The following is a 17,206-nucleotide window of genomic DNA, read 5'->3' as shown; positions in this document are numbered from 1 at the left end:
GCGGGCCGGGCAATGCCCGTAATGCTTTGACCATCCCTCCTGGAGCACTTCGATGTACGACACCTTCAAACCCGCCCAGCCCCTGGGTCTCATGGACTTCGTCCGCGCCGCCAAATCCTGCGTCAAGGAGATTCCCCCGCAGGTGCTGCTGGACAAACTCAACGCGCGGGAAGACCTGCTGCTGATTGACGTGCGCGAGCACGGAGAATACGAAGCAGGCCACATCAAGGGTGCCCATCTGGTGCCGCGCGGCATTCTGGAGGCTGCCGCAGATCCCGCCTATCCCAAGCACCTGCCCGAACTCGCGGCCGCCCGTGAGCGCCAGGTCGTCGTCTACTGCGCGACCAGCGGACGTTCGGCGATGGCCGCCGCCGTGTTGCAGATGATGGGCTTCACGAACGTGCTGAACATGGACGGCGGCTACACGCGCTGGGTGTCCGACGGTCTGCCTCAGGAGCACGAGGCGACCTACTGAAACGGCCGGCCAGAAACGGCCGGCGCGGGCACAGCGCGCCTAGCCGGCCTGCCGCGACGGCGCGCTGAACTTGGCGTAATAGATCGCGGCGAGGAAGAACACGACCGACAACGCGATCTCGGCCGCTGCCAGTTGCGCCGAGATACCGGTCTCCGCCCAGGCGCGCACGACGCCCTCGGTGAAGTACGCGAGCATCAGCATCGGCGCCCACTGGTAGGTATAGCGGCGGCCCTTGAGAATGCCCATCAGCGGCAGCAGCAGCGGCAGCGCCTTGAACGCGAGCGACGAGCCGCCCGGGCGAATCGGCGCCAGCCACAACTCCCAGACCAGCGACAGGAAGATCAGCGCGATCAGGCTCGCGCTCGCGACGTACTGCAGGAATTTCATCGTTCGGCCTCGGCCTGACTTCATCAAAGATCGGTTTTTCTCGGGTGAGCGCGAAGGCGCTCACGCCGCCAGCTTGACCGCCGTTTCGGCGAGCCGTTTGCCGAGCGCGATGCACAGCGCGCGTTCGTCGTCGGTCAGCGGTTTGTCGTCGCCGGCGCCGGCCCAGTGGCTCGGGCCGTAGGGGGTGCCGCCGCTCGCGGTCGTGTTCACCTCGGGCAGCGTGTAGGGCAGCCCGAGGACCAGCATGCCGTGGTGCAGCAGCGGCAGCATCATGCTCGTCAGCGTCGTCTCCTGGCCGCCGTGCAGGCTCGCGGTCGAGGTGAAGACCGCCGCGGGCTTGCCGACGAGCGCGCCTTTGGCCCACAGCGCGCCGGTCGAGTCGAGGAAATATTTCGGCGCGGCCGCCATGTTGCCGAAGCGGGTCGGCGAGCCGAGCGCGAGCCCGGCGCATTGTTCGAGGTCGGCGAGTTCGGCGTAGGGGGCGCCCTCGTCCGGCACCGGCGGCTCGGCGACCTCGGTGCGCGGCGCGACGGGCGGCACGGTGCGCAGCCGCGCACTCGCGCCCTCGACGTGGTTGACGCCGCGGGCGACCAGGTGCGCCATCTCGCGCACGCTGCCGCCGACGCTGTAATACAGCACAAGAATTTCCGTCATGGCTGGGCCTCTTCGAATAGGGTGAAATCGACCAGGTCGAAACTCGGGGTCTGCTCGAGCAGCCGGCCGAAGGTGAGCGTGTAGCGGCGCGCCTCGTCCCACACGTCCGCGTCCATGCCGACATGGTAGACCCGGCGCGGCAGCAGCAGGCGATCGGGCTGCTTCAGGGCCGGCAGACCCGGAAGCAGCAGCGCGGGTTCCGTGCGTGACCGCTTGCCGTTCAGGGCGCGCAGCCAGAGCGGGCGCACGCGCGGCGCGAGGCGCTCGACGCCGAGCTCGATCTCGCCGCCGTCCGCATCGCGCATGCGCACCCAGCGCACCACCGCGAGCGACCATTCCCCCGCGTCGGTGCGCAGCGCGAGCGCGTCGCCGGCTTTAAGGTTGAGCGGCGCGTTCGGCGCGCCGAGAAGCGCGAGCCCCGCGGCGCTGTCGTTGGTCACGGTCCAGTCGGTCGCGTTGACGACGATGGGCGCGGCCGCGCCCGGCGCGCCAGGCTCGGCGCTCGCGCCGCCGGCACCATCGGGCCGTGGGGCCGGGCCGAGACCGTCGAGCAGGCGATGGATCGTGCTGAGGCCGGCGACCAGCTGCACGGTGCCGCCGCCCGCGGCGTAGCGCCTGAAGCTGCGCTGCGCCGGGCCGCTCCATTGCCTGAGCAGGCGCGTGAAGAGCTTGAGCGAGGCTTCGTCGTCGACCGCGCCTGACAACCCCGATGCCTTGCCGCCGTTGCGCCGCGCGAGCGTTTCCTGGAGCGTGCGGCAGAGCGCATCGGTATCGAGCCAGAGCGCGCCTGCCGCCGTGCCGACCGTGAAGGCGCTCGGCGCAGCATCGCCGTCGGTGCGGATCAGGAAGCCGCGCCCGCCGCCCGCAGGCGGCGCGCCGAGCCGCGCGAGCCCGGCGAGCTGGTCGAGATAGACCCGCGTCTGCATGCGCTCGGCGTGGGTCATGTGCGGCGGGTCGGCGAGCGCGAGCAGCAGCGCCTGGCGGTAGACGAGGTCGGCCGGCTCGGCGTCGTCGACGTCGGAACCCGTGCGTTTCGTGGGCTCGGCGCGCTTCGATGCCTCGACGAAGGCGTACAGCCGGTGCAGGTCCTGCCATAGCCCGGGCGGGAGGCTCGTGTGCGTGAGGTAGCAGGCCGCCTGCAGGTCGCGCAGCGCGGCCATCTGCTGCGTGGCGGCGGCGGCGATGCGCTTCGGGCTGGCGCGGCCGAAGCGGCGCGGACGCGTGTCGAGCACCTGCTTGCAGCCGAGGGCATGCTCGCTGTGCAGGCCGCGCAGCAGCGCGCCCAGTTGTCTATGCTGCGGCTGCGGCGGCACGCCGCCCTCGCCGAGCAGGCCCTCGAGGCCGGCGGCCGCGCGCGCGAGCGCCGGGCGGTAGAGGGCGAGCAGCGTGTAGCGCGCGTCCTCGTCGAGCGGATGGCGGTTGAGGCCATACAAGGCCGTGACGAGCTGGCGCGCGGCGTCGGCCGGGCTCGCGTAAGGCAGGCGCTCGAGCCAGGCCGCGACCGCCTTCGGCCGCGTCTCGACGTCGGCCTGCAGCGCCGCGCCGGGCGGTGTGTGCTCGGGGCCGGCCATTCTCAGTCGAAGACGACGGTCTTGTTCGCGTAGACCAGCACCCGGTTGTCGAGATGCCATTTCACGGCACGCGACAGCACGACCTTCTCGAGGTCCGCCCCCTTGTGAATGAGGTCGTCGATGTGGTCGCGGTGCGAGATGCGCGCGACGTCCTGCTCGATGATCGGGCCGTCGTCGAGCGTCTCGGTGACGTAGTGCGCGGTCGCGCCGATCAGCTTGACGCCGCGCTCGAAAGCGCGGTGGTAGGGCTTGGCGCCGTGAAATGCCGGCAGGAAGGAATGGTGGATGTTGATGATGCGGTTGGGGAAATGGCGGATGAAGTCACCCGACAGCACCTGCATGTAGCGCGCGAGCACGATGAAGTCGATCTTCTGATCGCGAAGGATCGCCAGCTGGATCTGCTCGGTCTCGTGCTTGCTTTCCTTTGTTACCGCCATGTGCTGGTAGGGCACGCGGTAGGCGTCGGCCAGCCAGCGCGTGTCTTCATGGTTGGACAGGATGATCGGTAGTTCGCAGTGCAGTTCGCCGCTCTGGTAGCGGTAGAGCAGGTCGGCGAGGCAATGGTCGAACTTCGACACGAACACCGCCATGCGCGGCTTGCGGCTCGATTCGGCGAGCCGCCAGGTCATGCCGAAGCGCTCGGCGATGGGCTGGAAGGCCGTGGCGAAGTCGCGCAGGTCGAGGTTGAAGCCGGCCAGGTCCCATTCCACCCGCATAAGGAACAGCTTGAGTTCCGCGTCCTGGTGCTGGTCGGCGTGCAGGATGTTGGCGCGGTGGGCGAGCAGAAAGTCGGCGATGGCCGCGACCAGGCCGCGCTGGTCGGGGCAGGAAATCAGCAGGACGGCGGTGTGGCGCATGGCGGAGGAACGTTCCCGTTGTGGTTTTTGCCGCAATAATAACCAATATTCGGTCCGCCCTTTACGGGGCGCGAACCGCGGCCGCGTAAAGATTCAGCAGTTTTTGCGCGCCGTCGGGTCTGCTTCCGAGCTTGCTAATAAACTGAATTTCGCGGCGTCGCCGCGCGCACCACGCGTTTCGTTGCGCCGAGTCGCATTCGGACGGGGGGTCGCCCACTATTTAGGCAGCGCATGCCCTGACGCGCTTGATTTGGCGCGGGATTTTTCGCGGCTTTAAAAACCCTTCGCGCGCAGAACGTTTTCCGGTTGACTTGATCGAATCCGGACCTAGAATTTGTACCCAGCTGCCGCCGGCACCACAAGATGTTGTGAATAAAACTGTTGGCGGCGCTTGGGGAAAGCTGTGCATAAGTGGGCCTAGGGCGCCCCGGCACGGCCCCCGGCATGTCCGTTATACCCACCAAGGAGAGCTCATCGATGTTGAACGTCGCCACCGAATCCGCCGTACCCGTCGCCATTCCGCCGAGCGACGCCGCCGACGCGCCCGCAATCGACGCGCGCTACGCCGACTACAAGATCATTCGCCGCAACGGCGCGGTCGTCGGCTTCGCGCCGAACAAGATCGCCGTCGCCGTGACCAAGGCGTTCATCGCGGTGCAGGGCGGGCAGGCAGCGGCGTCGGCGCGCATCCGCGAGCTCGTCGAGGCGATCACGAGCCAGGTGACCGCCGCGCTGTTGCGGCGCAACCCGGCTGGCGGCACCTTCCACATCGAAGACGTCCAGGACCAGGTCGAACTCGCGCTCATGCGCTCGGGCGAACACGAAGTCGCCCGCGCCTACGTGCTCTACCGCGAAAAACGCGCCCAGGAGCGCGCCGCACAGAAGGCCGCCGGCGTCCCCGAAGTCCAGCTTCACGTGATCGAGGACGGCGTCAGGAAGCCGCTCGACACCGCGCGCCTCGCCGGCCTGCTGGCCGACGCGTGCTCGGACCTCGGCGAGAGCGTCAAGGCCGAGCCGATCATGCACACCGTGCTGCGCGACCTCTACGATGGCGTGCCGATGGCCGAAGTCGAAAAGGCGCTCGTGCTTGCCGCCCGCTCGATGATCGAGCAGGACCCGGCGTATTCGCTGGTCACCGCCCGCCTGCTGCTCAATTCGATTCGCCACGAGGTGCTCGGCGAAGCCGTGACGCAGGCGCAGATGAGCGAGCGCTACGCCGAATACTTTCCCGCGTTCATCAAGAAGGGCATCGCCGCCGAGCTGCTCGACGAGAAGCTCGGCCAGTTCGACCTCGCGCGGCTCGCCCGCGTGCTCGACGCCGGCCGCGACTACCAGTTCGGCTACCTCGGCCTGCAGACCCTGTATGACCGCTACTTCCTGCACATCGAGGAAAACCGCATCGAACTGCCGCAGGCCTTCTTCATGCGCGTCGCAATGGGCCTCGCGATCAACGAAATCGACCGCGAGTCGCGTGCGATCGAGTTCTACCAAGTGCTGTCGTCGTTCGACTTCATGAGTTCGACGCCGACGCTCTTCAACTCGGGCACCCGCCACAGCCAGCTGTCTTCCTGCTACCTGACCACCGTCACCGACGACCTCGACGGCATCTACCAGGCGATCAAGGAAAACGCCATGCTGCAGAAGTACGCCGGCGGCCTGGGCAACGACTGGACCCCGGTGCGCGCGATGGGCGCCCGCATCAAGGGCACCAACGGCAAGTCGCAGGGCGTCGTCCCCTTCCTCAAGGTCGTCAACGACACCGCCGTCGCGGTGAACCAGGGCGGCAAGCGCAAGGGTGCGGTCTGTGCGTATCTGGAGACCTGGCACCTCGACATCGAGGAATTCCTCGACCTCAGGAAGAACACCGGCGACGACCGCCGCCGCACCCACGACATGAACACCGCGAACTGGATTCCGGACCTCTTCATGCAGCGCGTGATGGAAGGCGGCGACTGGACGCTCTTCTCGCCCAACGACGTGCCCGACCTGCACGACCTCTACGGCCGCAAGTTCGCCGAGGCGTACACCGAATACGAGCGCAAAGCCGACCGCGGCGAGCTCAAGCTCTACAAGCGAATTCCCGCCCTGCAGCTGTGGCGCAAGATGCTGTCGATGCTGTTCGAGACCGGCCACCCCTGGATCACGTTCAAGGACCCGTGCAATATCCGCAGCCCGCAGCAGCACGTCGGCGTCGTGCACTCGTCCAACCTGTGCACCGAGATCACGCTGAACACCAACGACCACGAAGTCGCCGTGTGCAACCTCGGTTCCGTCAACCTCGTCAATCATCTGAAAGACGGCAAGCTCGATCTGGACAAGCTGAAGAACACGATCCACACCGCGATGCGCATGCTCGACAACGTCGTCGACGTGAACTACTACGCCGTCGGCAAAGCGCGCAACTCCAACCTCAAGCACCGTCCGGTGGGCCTCGGCATCATGGGCTTCCAGGACGCGCTGCAGGAACTGCGCGTCGCCTACGCGTCGAACGACGCCGTCGAATTCGCCGACCGCTCGATGGAAGCCGTCGCCTACTATGCCTACTGGGCGTCGACCGAACTCGCGCAGGAGCGCGGCCGCTATTCGAGCTACGAAGGCAGCCTGTGGAGCAAAGGCATCCTGCCGCACGATTCGAATCGTCTTTTGTTGGAGGAGCGCGGCGGCTACCTCGAGGTCGACAGCTCGGCCACGCTCGACTGGGACAGCCTGCGTCAAAGGATCGCCCAGTACGGCATGCGCAACTCGAACTGCCTCGCGATCGCGCCGACCGCGACCATCGCCAACATCGTCGGCGTCTCCGCGTCGATCGAGCCGACCTACCAGAACCTCTACGTGAAGTCGAACCTGTCGGGCGAATTCACCGTCGCCAACAAGTACCTCGTTGCCGACCTGAAAAAGCTCGGCATGTGGGACGAGGTCATGGTCGCGGACATCAAGTACTTCGACGGCAGCCTTGCGCGCATCGACCGCATCCCGGCCGAGCTGCGCGCGCTCTACGCGACCGCGTTCGAGATGGAGCCGTCCTGGCTCGTCGAGTGCGCGAGCCGCCGCCAGAAATGGATCGACCAGGCGCAGAGCCTCAACATCTACATGGCCGGCGCCTCGGGCAAGAAGCTCGACGACATCTACAAGCTCGCGTGGCTGCGCGGCCTGAAGACGACCTACTACCTGCGCACGCTCGGTGCCACCTCGGCGGAGAAATCCACCGGCAAGGGCGGCGAGTTGAATGCGGTGTCGGCGCACGTCGGCGGCGGGATGAGCGCGATGGATGCGGCGGCGGCCAACCTGCCGGTGCCGGAGATCGAGGGCAAGGTCTGCACGATGCGGCCGGGGGATCCGGGGTTCGAGGAGTGTGAGGCTTGTCAGTAAGGGCGGCTGCAACCGGCAGATGGATAGCTTTGCGATGAGCGGGCGTTCGTTGGCCGGGGGTTGCCCGGCGGCAAGTTACTTTTCTTGTCTCGCCAAGAAAAGTAACCAAAAGAAGGCGACCCTGCTGCGCCACCCCTCCGGGGCGGGCCTCGACTGAACCGATCCGCCGGGGCGGCTGCGCAACTCGCTCCTTCGTCGCTCAGACAGTGCTCGCCGAATTCCCCCGTCGGCTCGGCCCAGTCGAGGTGGCGCAGAAGGGGGAAAAGCGGGCCGCTTACGAAGGTGGGGCGCAGGGGATCGAAGCCCTTCCGGCCGACCGTAAAGATGAATATGTAGTGTGGGCCCCGGCCCACTTTGGGAAACCCAAAGGAGAGAAAAAACGATGCTGAACTTTGAAGACGACTTCACGCCCGCCCCGCAACTCGTGCCGCGCGTGCCCGAGCCCGCGTATGTGCCGGCCGCCGCCGCTGCGCCTGCCGCCCAGCCGGCCGCGACGACTCGCGTGCGCGCCTCCGATAAGCGTGTCATCAACGGCGCCACCGACGTGAACCAGCTCGTTCCCTTCAAGTACAAGTGGGCGTGGGAGAAATACCTCGCCGGCTGCGCCAACCACTGGATGCCGCAGGAAGTGAACATGAGCCGCGACATCGCGCAGTGGAAGGACCCGACCGCGCTGACCGAGGACGAGCGCCGCATCGTCAAGCGCAACCTCGGCTTCTTCGTGACGGCCGATTCGCTCGCCGCCAACAACATCGTGCTCGGCACCTACCGCCACATCACAGCGCCCGAGTGCCGCCAGTACCTGCTGCGCCAGGCCTTCGAAGAGGCGATCCACACCCACGCCTACCAGTACATCGTCGAAAGCCTGGGCCTCGACGAGGCGGAAATCTTCAACGCCTACCACGAGATCGAGAGCATCCGCGACAAGGACGACTTCCTCATCCCCTTCATCGATACGCTCACCAACCCCGAATTCAAGACCGGCACGCCGGAGAACGACCAGAAACTGCTGAAGTCGCTGATCGTCTTCGCCTGCATCATGGAAGGCATCTTCTTCTATGTCGGCTTCGTGCAGATCCTCGCGCTCGGCCGCCAGAACAAGATGACCGGCGCCGCCGAGCAGTACCAGTACATCCTGCGCGACGAGTCCATGCACTGCAACTTCGGCATCGACCTCATCAACACCATCAAGCAGGAAAACCCGCACCTCTGGACCAGCGAGTTCAAGGCCGAGATCCGCACCCTGATCCAGAAGGGCGTCGAGCTCGAATTCCGCTACGCCGAAGACACCATGCCGCGCGGCGTGCTGGGCCTCAACTCCGCTCAGTTCAAGGAATACCTGCGCTTCATCTCCAACCGCCGCTGCCAGCAGATCGGGCTGGACGAGATGTTCCCCGGCGTCAGCAACCCCTTCCCCTGGATGGCCGAGATGATCGACCTGAAGAAGGAGAAGAACTTCTTCGAGACGCGCGTCACCGAGTATCAGACGGGCGGGGCGTTGAGCTGGGATTGACATGGCGAAGCTCGCGAAGCTGATCGAGCAGATCCTGCTCGGCCGCAGCGATGCCAATATCGGCTTCGACGAGCTGTGCCAGGTCCTGACCAGCCTGGGTTTTTCGCAGCGCACACGGGGCAGCCATCACATTTTCAGCCATCCTGACGTTCTGGAATTGATCAACCTCCAGCGCGATGGCGGCAAGGCCAAGCCCTACCAGGTTCGGCAAGTCCGCGCCATAATCCTTCAATACAAACTTGGAGCCGAGGAATGAATCCGAAGTACGAAATCATTCTGTACTGGAGCGAGGACGACCAGGCCTTCGTCGCCGAAGTGCCCGAACTGCCCGGCTGCATGGCGCATGGCGATTCGCAGGCATCCGCGCTCGCCAGCGTCAACGAGGCGATCGCGCTCTGGATTGCGACTGCCGAGGAACTCGGAAGATCCGTGCCGACCCCGAAGGGCAGACGCCTCGCCTATGCCTGATGCTTGTTTTGTCCCACGCTTCATCGCTATCGACGCTGCCAGCGGATCGGGCTGGACGATGCTGAAATGGTGTCTGACCCTGCAGAAATGGTGTCCCTGTTTTGTATCTGCGTGCACCTGCGTGCAGCCCCCCTCGCCCCTGATTCGACAACGCCGCCGCCTCTGTCCGCGATAGCACCTCCATCCGCCCCGTCGGCGAAACCTGCGCGTCAACGACTCCACGTTCCATATTTGTCATCTCTGTTCCGTGTGTAGGAGGGAGAAGGACACGGCGTGCGGAGCGGGCCATGGAAAAGCGGCGCGCGACCGGCTCGCGGCGGTGCGGCGGCTGAAGATTTCGAAGACAACGGATCAGGCGAAGCCACCGGGTGAAAGCGCCGCCGCCAACGCTGATAGCATCTGCGTATGAGCCGCTATCACGACATTGCCGAGCACACAGAGAAACTGATCGTCGACGGCGTGCTGCGCGCGGGCGACCGCCTGCCTTCGGTGCGCCAGGCCTGCCGCATCCATGATGTGAGTCCCGTTACCGTCACGCAGGCTTACTACCTGCTGGAGAGCCGCGGCCTGATCGAGGCGCGGCCGAAGTCGGGCTATTTCGTGCGCGCGCGGCTCCGGCAGAACCTGCGCGAGCCGGACATGACGCGCCCGGTCGCCAGCTCGACACAGTTGCAGGTCAGCGATTTCATTTTCCAGATTCTCGAAAGCGTCCGCGATCCGTCGGTCGTGCCGCTGGGTTCGAGCTTCCCGAGCCCGTTTCTGTTTCCGCTCGACAAGCTCGGGCGTTTTCTGGCGAGCGCCGCACGCAAGCTCGACCCGCTCGCCACGGTCATCGACCTGCCGCCCGGAAACGAGGAGTTGCGGCGGCAACTGGCCTTGCGCTACCTCGCGTCCGGCGCGTCCGTTTCGCCCGACGAAATCGTCATCACGTGCGGCGCGATGGAGGCGCTCAACCTCTGTCTGCAGGCGGTCGCCCGGCCCGGCGACCTGATCGCCATCGAATCGCCGGCCTTTTACGCCGGGCTGCAGGCGAGCGAGCGGCTCGGGTTGAAGGTGATCGAAATCCCGACCCACCCGCGCGAGGGCATCAGCATGGCCGCCCTGGCGGAGACGCTGCAGCGCCATCCGGTCAAAGCCTGCCTGTTCATGCTCAATTTCTCGAATCCGACAGGCAGCCTCGTTCCGGACGAGCGGAGAAAGGAACTCGTCGAATTGCTGCATCGTCACGACGTGCCGCTCATCGAAGACGACGTCTACGCGGAGCTTTATTTCGGCCGCCAGGCGCCCTTGTGCACCAAAGCCGTGGATCCGCACGGGATGGTGATGCACGTTTCGTCGTTCTCGAAAAATCTCGCGCCCGGATACCGCGTAGGCTGGGTCGCGGCCGGGCGCTTCGCCGAGCGCGTCCAGCGGCAAAAATTCTCGACGACGCTGGCGACGACGATTCCCGTGCAAATCGCGCTCGCGGAATATCTGAAACACGGCGGCTACGAGAACCACCTGCGGCACTTGCGGCGCAAGCTCGCCGAACAGGAAGCCGCACTGGCCGCGGCGATCGAGCCGAATTTTCCGGAAGGCACGCGCCTGGCGCGGCCCGACGGCGGCTATTTCCTGTGGCTGGAACTACCGCCGCAGATCGACACGCTGGTCTTGCATCAACGCACGCTGGCGCGAGGCATCAGCACCGCGCCCGGCCCCATTTTTTCGGCGAAGCGGGAATTCACCCACCATCTGCGGCTGAATTTCGGCCATTCGGACTCGCAGCGCCAGCAGGATGCGATGGTGACGCTGGGGCAATTGATCGCCGAACAGTTATAGCGTCGCCCAACGGGCGAACTGGTCGCCGAAAAAGGCGATGCCGATCAGCGCAAGCGGCGCGAAGGCGACGAACGCCAGCACCACCCGGCGGATGAATGGATGGGCCAGCTCGACTTCGATGAACCCGCGGGCGACGAGCACGCCCTTCAGCCAGACGGTGCCGGCCACGAAGAGCTGCAGCCAGACGCCGCCGTCGAACCACCGCCCGGCGACAACGCTGAACAGGGTCAGCGCGACCAGTCCGGCCCACGCGAAGGTGAGCGGCGCCAACCGGGAGATGGGCTGTTTTTCGATTGTGCTCATGGTTCAGGCCAATACGTAGCAGAGTTGGAAGATGACCAGCCAGATGATGTCGGTCGCGTGCCAATAGCTCGCCAGCGCCTCCAGGCCGCTGTAATCGTCGGACGAATACGCCCCGCCGAGGTGGCGTGCCAGAACCCAGAAAATGCCGAGAATCCCCCAGAACGAGTGCACCAGATGGTTGATCGTCAGGTAGTAATAGACGGTGAAGAAAATCCCCGCCTCGCCATTGATCCCTTGCGCGAGGTTCGCCTGGACTTCGAAAAACTTCACGACGGGATAACCGAGCGCCACGACCAGTCCGGCGACCAGCCACCAGAACGACTGCCGGCGTCGACCGGCGCGTATCGTTGCCACCGAGCAGGCGATGAAAAAGCTGCTGGTGACCATGATCAACGTAATCGCGGTGCCCGAAGCGAGCGAAAGGCGCTGCGCGCCCTGCTCGAACGCGTCCGGAAAGTGGGCACGCGCGACGAAATAGACAGCGAAGAGAACGATGAACTCGACGAATTCGCACGTGATCCCCGCCCACATGCCCCTGTTGCCCGGTATTCGGCCGGTCACCGTGCGCACTTGCGGCCGGGATGGCGCTTCAATAGCGAGAGTTGTCATTTTTCCCTCCATTGCCTTTCTTCGATATTGTCCCCGCCCTATCAAAACGGTGCAGACACAGAAAAGACGAATCCCGACCGGCACAGACAACGCAAGCGCGTGCCCGCAGGCGGTCCGTATAACGTCGGCGACGGCTCAGCGCCGGCCGGTGGTTACGGAGAGGACAAGCGGCGCCAGCGCAACGAAATAAAGGATGAACGCGCCAATAGTGAAAATGGGGTCAGATACTCATGGCGCTAAGTTAAGCTCCCGATGGGGAGGCTGACCGAGCCGAAAGTTGCTTTACTGAAGTTTGACGACGACAGGACGGCAACGACGGAGGTCAGCCAAATGGATCGTAGCAGACGTACAAGGCGACTGCGCCGCGAAGTGTGGGAACTGCGACATCGATTTGCCCAAGGCGGGCAAGGAGTGTTCGAACAAGTATTGCCGACGGAGGAGATCATGGGGACGATCGAGGAATCCGCGCCAGTCTTTCGTCATCGGCACTATCCCCCGTTGACGACCTTGCGCCACTTCATCGAACAGGTGCTTTCCGAAGACCAAGCGTGCCAGGACGTGGTTGGCCGCCGCCTCTCGGAACGGGTCGGCCAAAGGCAAAGCACCTGCAGCTTGAACACGTCAGCCTACTGCCAGGCGCGGCAACGTCTGCCGCAGGAGATGGTGGATCGGCTGTATCGGACCACGGGCGAACGGCTGGAAACCCGCCTGCCGAAGTCGTGGCGTTGGCGCGGACGGCGGCTGGTGCTGTTTGATGGCACCACGGTGTCAATGCCGGATACGCTCGCGAGCCAGTGCGCTTTCCCCCAAAGCGCGGAGCAGCAGCCCGGACTGGGCTTCCCGGTTGCGCGTTTGAGCGGATTGATCGGACTGGCCAGCGGAGCGGTACTGGGCCATGCAGTTAGCGCCTGCGAAGGCAAAGGCAGCGGCGGAATACCTCAGGGTCAGGTCTTGCAAAATCACATTCTCCCCTCTGAAATCAACAATTGGGGCCAGACACCATGTCCCTGCAATTGTTAGCCACGGTGAAAATGACATGCATGCAGATCTGAACGAGCGCGTGGCGGTGGCGACGCAAACGGCGCCCTGGCTCGCGACGGCGGACGGCGAGGGGGCCTGCAAGCCGCTCGACAGCCTGGAGGCGGGCACGACCAGCCTGGTGCAGGCGCCGGCGGGTGCGGTGTTCGCCGCGCCGGGCGGCGCACTGGGCGAGGAAATCCTCGTGCTCGATGGCACGCTGACGGATGCGCGCGGCGTGTGGGGGGCGGGTGCCTATCTGCGCAATCCGCCGGGATCGGAGATACCCCTGCACAGCGAGACGGGGTGCGTGCTGTTCATCAAGCGCCTGGCTTTCGACGCGGAAGATACGGCGGCGGTGCGGCTGGATACCGCGTCCATGCGATGGCTGCCCGGTCTGGTGCCCGGGCTGACGGTGATGCCCTTGCACAACACGCACCCGGGGTCAGGTCTTTCATTATCACACTCCTAATGCCATACTCAGGCCCATGGCACGCCCTTTAAGACTTGAATTGGCCGGAGGCCTTTACCACATCACCTCGCGCGGCGACGGTCGGGAAGACATTTACCGAACCGACACAGACCGGACTACATGGCTGATGGTGGTGGGACAGGTTTGCCAGCGCTTCAACTGGGTGTGCCACGCCTGGTGCCAGATGGACAATCACTACCACCTGCTGATCGAGACGCCCGAAGCCAATCTGTCCAAGGGGATGCGGCAGCTCAATGGCGTGTATACGCAAAGCTTCAACCGCGCGCACGGCCGGGTGGGGCATGTGTTCCAGGGGCGCTACAAGGCCATCCTGGTTGAACGGGACAGCTATCTGCTGGAACTGGCCCGTTACATTGTGCTGAACCCACTGCGTGCCGGGATGGTGAAAAAACTTGAAGCCTGGCCCTGGAGTAGTTATTTCGCCACCTGCGGCCAGGCAGATGCGCCGGATTGGTTACGCACCGACTGGATTCTTGCGCAATTCGGGCGGCAGCGGTCCGGGGCGATTCGCAAATACGTTGAGTTTGTGCATCAAGGTGCGCGGCTGCCGAGCGTGTGGGCGCAACTGCAGGGGCAGATTTATCTGGGATCGGAAAGCTTCGTCCGGAACATGCAGGCGCTTATCGAGAAGAAGCCGGCGCTGGATGAAATTCCGCGTGCCCAGCGTCGTGCGTTGACGCAACCGTTGGCGGATTTCGAGCGACGCCACGATCGCAACGAGGCGATAGCGCGCGCATATTTGTCTGGACAGCATACGATGGCAGCAATCGCTGCTCATTTTGGCGTTCACTACACAACCGTGAGCCGGCTGGTGAAGGCTTATGAAAAAACGGCGGGAGGTTGATGTGATAATGAAAGACCTGACCCCGAAGCACCGGCCCGTGTTCAGGTAGCTCTCGGGCATAGCCACGAAGGATTGCATCACCGCCTCGGCAAGCGGCGCCGTCTCCAGCAGGCCCACGGCCACCGGCCCAGGTGGAACGTGAGTGGAGCATCACACACCCGGGGTCAGGTCTTTCATTATCACACTCCCAATGCCATACTCAGGCCCATGGCACGCCCTTTAAGACTTGAATTGGCCGGAGGCCTTTACCACATCACCTCGCGCGGCGACGGTCGGGAAGACATTTACCGAACCGACACAGACCGGACTACATGGCTGATGGTGGTGGGACAGGTTTGCCAGCGCTTCAACTGGGTGTGCCACGCCTGGTGCCAGATGGACAATCACTACCACCTGCTGATCGAGACGCCCGAAGCCAATCTGTCCAAGGGGATGCGTCAGCTCAATGGGGTGTATACGCAAAGCTTCAACCGCGCGCACGGCCGGGTGGGGCATGTGTTCCAGGGGCGCTACAAGGCCATCCTGGTTGAACGGGACAGCTATCTGCTGGAGCTGGCTCGCTACATTGTGCTGAACCCGCTGCGTGCCGCGATGGTGAAAAGACTTGAAGCCTGGCCCTGGAGTAGTTATTTCGCCACCTGCGGTCAGACAGATGCGCCTGATTGGTTGCATACCGAATGGATTCTTGCGCAGTTCGGGCGGCAGCGGTCCGGGGCGATTCGCAAATACGTTGAGTTTGTGCATCAAGGTGCGCGGCTGCCGAGCGTGTGGACGCAACTGCAGGGGCAGATTTATCTGGGATCGGAAAGCTTCGTCCGGAACATGCAGGCGCTTATCGAGAAGAAGCCGGCGCTGGATGAAATTCCGCGTGCCCAGCGTCGTGCGTTGACGCAACCGTTGGCGGATTTCGAGCGACGCCACGATCGCAACGAGGCGATAGCGCGCGCATATTTGTCTGGACAGCATACGATGGCAGCAATCGCTGCTCATTTTGGCGTTCACTACACAACCGTGAGCCGGCTGGTGAAGGCTTATGAAAAAACAGCGGGAGGTTGATGTGATAATGAAAGACCTGACCCCGAAGCTGTTCTGTGACCCCGAAGCTGTTCACACGCAGCTGTTGCCCTCCTCTGGCTCGCCATTGCACTGGCCGGCATGGCACTCGTCGCCGCAAGCTTCATCATGGTGGCGTGGCTGAAGCGCAACCCTGCCCGCTGTGCATCGCCCAGCGCACGCTGTTCATGCTGATGGGGGTGGCGGCGCTGGTCGCCTTCTTCACGCATCGAAATCTTGCCGGGCGCATCGCCGGCGGCTTGACCCGTGCTGACGGCGCTGTCGGGCGCGGCCGTGGCGGGCTATCAGGTATGGCTGCAGCACCAGCCTGCGAACATTTTTTCCTGCGGCGCCGAGACCAATTTCGTCGAGGGCATCGTGTACTGGCTGGGTCAGCGGGTTCCGGTTCTGTTCGATGCGCCCGGCGTGTGCAGGATACGTCGCTGTTGATTTTCGGCTACTCGCTTGCGGTGTGGGCGCTGGTCGCCTTTGCGGCGTGTGCGGTGCTGGGGCTATAGGCGCTGCTGCGCCGCGACAACAAATAAACAGGAACAGATGGGGCCGGACCTGTAACTAAAGGGGGTCAGTCCAGGCCACGATTTTCACGTCTTCGAATTTCCAGGCTGTTCGGCGAACTGCATGCCTGTATAGGCTCGCTGGATTGTCGAAATCCTTTACATCGAACGCGGGATTTGCGCTTTCTGGAAAAGGTTTCCCTGATGAATCATGGATATGCCATTAAGAGCGCCACGGGAACAGGTTTTGCTTATATCCCGGCCAACAATAACCAGGGGGAGGTAACTATGAAAAACTCGTTTTGGGCTGCTGCCAGTGCAGTGGGCCTTGTTGTGCTTGGTTCCCTGTTTGTCCAGACCGCCCAGGCTGCGGCACAGGTTTATACCTTTACGGCGTCCAACTTCACCTCGTATAACGGTACGCCCGTGCCCTATGCCGCCATTTCGGGTCATGTGACGCTCGACGGCACCAACGTCACCGGTCTTAATCTGACCATCGGGGATCGCACTTATTCGCCCTCGGAGGTCGGTTACTTTGCACTGGATTACCCTGCCGGGTCTTCGGGCGTCGTGGGCGCCTACAAGGCGACAAGTTGGGATGATGCACGCAGCGTGAGCACGAACACGGACGATTTCATGTTGCAGGCTGACTTTGCCAATCCGCAGAATTTCGCAGGCTTCACTTACAGCGTCGCAGCTTTGAACGATATTTTCGATTCGACAAACGTCTCAATTTCCGTGTCGGCTGTGCCTGAACCCGACATATACGCGATGCTGGCATCCGGACTTGGGATGCTGGTGGTGGCCGTGCGTCGCAAGCGGCGCGAATAACCCAGCTGGAAAACAATAAAGGGTATAGGGCCAGACCACGGTTTCCAGCATTCGGACCAGAGGGGCTTGGCCCGGCCAATCAAGCAAGCAGTAGGACGGCCCCTTGCGTCAGCGACCGGATTCCCCTAACAAGGGAATCAAAGGGGCCAGGCTCGAATTATTCCTACGGCGAAATCAGTTTGAGTTCGCCTGATCATCTGCATATTGATCGGGGATTAAAGGGGCTAGGCTCAAATTAAAATGCCCCCTGCAATCCACCGCGCCCACGAGACCGGATCAGGAAAATCCGGAAGCAGCACCAAGAACAAATGAGCTCAGACCCCATCTCCACTAGCAAATAGCAAAAAAACCAATGAAATCCCCTCATCCTAAAATGCCAAAACAACCCTATCACTCGTCACTTTCATCCTGATTCTTTTTACGAGTGGG

Annotated in this window: 18 protein-coding genes; 12 read left to right on the top strand and 6 right to left on the bottom strand. The window is 63.7% G+C overall.

The annotated features are described in order from the left end of the window. The first annotated feature begins 52 nt into the window (after positions 1 to 52). Positions 53 to 475: a rhodanese-like domain-containing protein gene (locus tag TBD_RS09930; protein WP_011312493.1), complete on the top strand. Its 423-nt coding sequence runs from the start codon at positions 53 to 55 to the stop codon at positions 473 to 475. A gap of 39 nt (positions 476 to 514) precedes the next feature. Here the strand turns inward: TBD_RS09930 and TBD_RS09925 are convergent, their stop codons facing one another. From TBD_RS09925 to purU, 4 genes are read right to left on the bottom strand one after another with little or no spacing between them, the layout of a single operon-like run. Further along, positions 515 to 862 (bottom strand): DUF2069 domain-containing protein, encoded by a 348-nt coding sequence (locus TBD_RS09925; RefSeq protein WP_011312492.1) that lies wholly within the window; start codon positions 860 to 862, stop codon positions 515 to 517. Between the two features lie 60 nt (positions 863 to 922). Then, entirely contained in the window at positions 923 to 1,516 is a 594-nt protein-coding gene (gene wrbA / locus TBD_RS09920) for an NAD(P)H:quinone oxidoreductase (RefSeq protein ID WP_011312491.1), read from the bottom strand. Continuing rightward, a complete protein-coding gene (locus TBD_RS09915; protein WP_011312490.1) occupies positions 1,513 to 3,087 on the bottom strand; it encodes a hypothetical protein in 1,575 nt (524 codons plus the stop codon). Before TBD_RS09915 ends, wrbA begins: the two co-directional genes overlap by 4 nt. 2 nt (positions 3,088 to 3,089) lie before the next feature. Continuing rightward, a complete protein-coding gene (purU, locus tag TBD_RS09910) occupies positions 3,090 to 3,944 on the bottom strand; it encodes a formyltetrahydrofolate deformylase (protein ID WP_011312489.1) in 855 nt (284 codons plus the stop codon). Between the two features lie 477 nt (positions 3,945 to 4,421). Here purU and TBD_RS09905 point away from each other — a divergent pair, with 477 nt between their 5' ends. The 5 genes from TBD_RS09905 (at position 4,422) to TBD_RS09885 (ending at position 11,112) form a co-directional block, all read left to right on the top strand. Continuing rightward, positions 4,422 to 7,313 (top strand): ribonucleoside-diphosphate reductase subunit alpha, encoded by a 2,892-nt coding sequence (locus TBD_RS09905; protein ID WP_148203041.1) that lies wholly within the window; start codon positions 4,422 to 4,424, stop codon positions 7,311 to 7,313. 382 nt (positions 7,314 to 7,695) lie between these two features. Continuing rightward, positions 7,696 to 8,826: a ribonucleotide-diphosphate reductase subunit beta gene (locus TBD_RS09900; protein ID WP_011312487.1), complete on the top strand. Its 1,131-nt coding sequence runs from the start codon at positions 7,696 to 7,698 to the stop codon at positions 8,824 to 8,826. Between the two features lies 1 nt (position 8,827). After that, on the top strand, positions 8,828 to 9,082 hold the full coding sequence (locus TBD_RS09895; protein WP_011312486.1) for a type II toxin-antitoxin system HicA family toxin: 255 nt from the start codon (positions 8,828 to 8,830) through the stop codon (positions 9,080 to 9,082). Beyond that, positions 9,079 to 9,294 (top strand): type II toxin-antitoxin system HicB family antitoxin, encoded by a 216-nt coding sequence (locus TBD_RS09890; protein WP_011312485.1) that lies wholly within the window; start codon positions 9,079 to 9,081, stop codon positions 9,292 to 9,294. Before TBD_RS09895 ends, TBD_RS09890 begins: the two co-directional genes overlap by 4 nt. Positions 9,295 to 9,699: 405 nt before the next feature. Beyond that, the gene (locus TBD_RS09885; protein WP_011312484.1) at positions 9,700 to 11,112 is read left to right on the top strand and encodes a PLP-dependent aminotransferase family protein; all 1,413 of its coding nucleotides are present in this window, start codon (positions 9,700 to 9,702) and stop codon (positions 11,110 to 11,112) included. On the opposite strand, the gene TBD_RS09880 is transcribed toward TBD_RS09885, so the two are convergent. Both TBD_RS09880 and TBD_RS09875 read right to left on the bottom strand, forming a co-directional pair. Further along, on the bottom strand, positions 11,107 to 11,415 hold the full coding sequence (locus TBD_RS09880; RefSeq protein ID WP_011312483.1) for a hypothetical protein: 309 nt from the start codon (positions 11,413 to 11,415) through the stop codon (positions 11,107 to 11,109). The genes TBD_RS09885 and TBD_RS09880 overlap by 6 nt on opposite strands. A gap of 3 nt (positions 11,416 to 11,418) precedes the next feature. Next, on the bottom strand, positions 11,419 to 12,036 hold the full coding sequence (locus tag TBD_RS09875) for a cytochrome c oxidase subunit 3 family protein (protein ID WP_238376446.1): 618 nt from the start codon (positions 12,034 to 12,036) through the stop codon (positions 11,419 to 11,421). Between the two features lie 432 nt (positions 12,037 to 12,468). Between TBD_RS09875 and TBD_RS09870 the strand changes: the two genes are divergently transcribed. The 6 genes from TBD_RS09870 to TBD_RS09845 all read left to right on the top strand — a co-directional run bounded on the left by TBD_RS09870 (position 12,469) and on the right by TBD_RS09845 (position 16,777). Next, positions 12,469 to 13,044, top strand: a complete 576-nt coding sequence (locus TBD_RS09870) for a hypothetical protein (protein ID WP_148203040.1) — start codon at positions 12,469 to 12,471, stop codon at positions 13,042 to 13,044. A 16-nt stretch (positions 13,045 to 13,060) separates the two neighbouring features. Continuing rightward, a complete protein-coding gene (locus TBD_RS09865; RefSeq protein WP_011312480.1) occupies positions 13,061 to 13,513 on the top strand; it encodes a cupin domain-containing protein in 453 nt (150 codons plus the stop codon). 16 nt (positions 13,514 to 13,529) lie between these two features. After that, positions 13,530 to 14,378: an REP-associated tyrosine transposase gene (locus TBD_RS09860; RefSeq protein WP_011312479.1), complete on the top strand. Its 849-nt coding sequence runs from the start codon at positions 13,530 to 13,532 to the stop codon at positions 14,376 to 14,378. Between the two features lie 207 nt (positions 14,379 to 14,585). After that, complete coding sequence (locus tag TBD_RS09855) at positions 14,586 to 15,434, top strand: transposase (RefSeq protein WP_041432674.1); 849 nt, start codon at positions 14,586 to 14,588, stop codon at positions 15,432 to 15,434. Between the two features lie 264 nt (positions 15,435 to 15,698). Further along, positions 15,699 to 15,881: a disulfide bond formation protein B gene (locus TBD_RS15145; protein WP_011312477.1), complete on the top strand. Its 183-nt coding sequence runs from the start codon at positions 15,699 to 15,701 to the stop codon at positions 15,879 to 15,881. 242 nt (positions 15,882 to 16,123) lie between these two features. Beyond that, on the top strand, positions 16,124 to 16,777 hold the full coding sequence (locus tag TBD_RS09845; protein ID WP_148203039.1) for a PEP-CTERM sorting domain-containing protein: 654 nt from the start codon (positions 16,124 to 16,126) through the stop codon (positions 16,775 to 16,777). The last annotated feature ends 429 nt before the right edge of the window (positions 16,778 to 17,206 follow it).

This window comes from Thiobacillus denitrificans ATCC 25259 (assembly GCF_000012745.1).
Classification (GTDB): Bacteria; Pseudomonadota; Gammaproteobacteria; order Burkholderiales; family Thiobacillaceae; genus Thiobacillus; species Thiobacillus denitrificans_B.
The sequence above is the reverse complement of the archived record's forward strand: the minus strand, read 5'-3'. Positions and strand labels throughout refer to the sequence as shown.

What these genes read in the sequence shown, in the direction of transcription:
- TBD_RS09930 (WP_011312493.1), top strand. Translation starts at nt 53, where the DNA reads ATGTACGACACCTTCAAACCCGCCCAGCCCCTGGGTCTCATGGACTTC.
- TBD_RS09925 (WP_011312492.1), bottom strand. Translation starts at nt 862, where the DNA reads ATGAAATTCCTGCAGTACGTCGCGAGCGCGAGCCTGATCGCGCTGATC.
- wrbA (WP_011312491.1), bottom strand. Translation starts at nt 1,516, where the DNA reads ATGACGGAAATTCTTGTGCTGTATTACAGCGTCGGCGGCAGCGTGCGC.
- TBD_RS09915 (WP_011312490.1), bottom strand. Translation starts at nt 3,087, where the DNA reads ATGGCCGGCCCCGAGCACACACCGCCCGGCGCGGCGCTGCAGGCCGAC.
- purU (WP_011312489.1), bottom strand. Translation starts at nt 3,944, where the DNA reads ATGCGCCACACCGCCGTCCTGCTGATTTCCTGCCCCGACCAGCGCGGC.
- TBD_RS09905 (WP_148203041.1), top strand. Translation starts at nt 4,422, where the DNA reads ATGTTGAACGTCGCCACCGAATCCGCCGTACCCGTCGCCATTCCGCCG.
- TBD_RS09900 (WP_011312487.1), top strand. Translation starts at nt 7,696, where the DNA reads ATGCTGAACTTTGAAGACGACTTCACGCCCGCCCCGCAACTCGTGCCG.
- TBD_RS09895 (WP_011312486.1), top strand. Translation starts at nt 8,828, where the DNA reads ATGGCGAAGCTCGCGAAGCTGATCGAGCAGATCCTGCTCGGCCGCAGC.
- TBD_RS09890 (WP_011312485.1), top strand. Translation starts at nt 9,079, where the DNA reads ATGAATCCGAAGTACGAAATCATTCTGTACTGGAGCGAGGACGACCAG.
- TBD_RS09885 (WP_011312484.1), top strand. Translation starts at nt 9,700, where the DNA reads ATGAGCCGCTATCACGACATTGCCGAGCACACAGAGAAACTGATCGTC.
- TBD_RS09880 (WP_011312483.1), bottom strand. Translation starts at nt 11,415, where the DNA reads ATGAGCACAATCGAAAAACAGCCCATCTCCCGGTTGGCGCCGCTCACC.
- TBD_RS09875 (WP_238376446.1), bottom strand. Translation starts at nt 12,036, where the DNA reads ATGGAGGGAAAAATGACAACTCTCGCTATTGAAGCGCCATCCCGGCCG.
- TBD_RS09870 (WP_148203040.1), top strand. Translation starts at nt 12,469, where the DNA reads ATGGGGACGATCGAGGAATCCGCGCCAGTCTTTCGTCATCGGCACTAT.
- TBD_RS09865 (WP_011312480.1), top strand. Translation starts at nt 13,061, where the DNA reads ATGCATGCAGATCTGAACGAGCGCGTGGCGGTGGCGACGCAAACGGCG.
- TBD_RS09860 (WP_011312479.1), top strand. Translation starts at nt 13,530, where the DNA reads ATGGCACGCCCTTTAAGACTTGAATTGGCCGGAGGCCTTTACCACATC.
- TBD_RS09855 (WP_041432674.1), top strand. Translation starts at nt 14,586, where the DNA reads ATGGCACGCCCTTTAAGACTTGAATTGGCCGGAGGCCTTTACCACATC.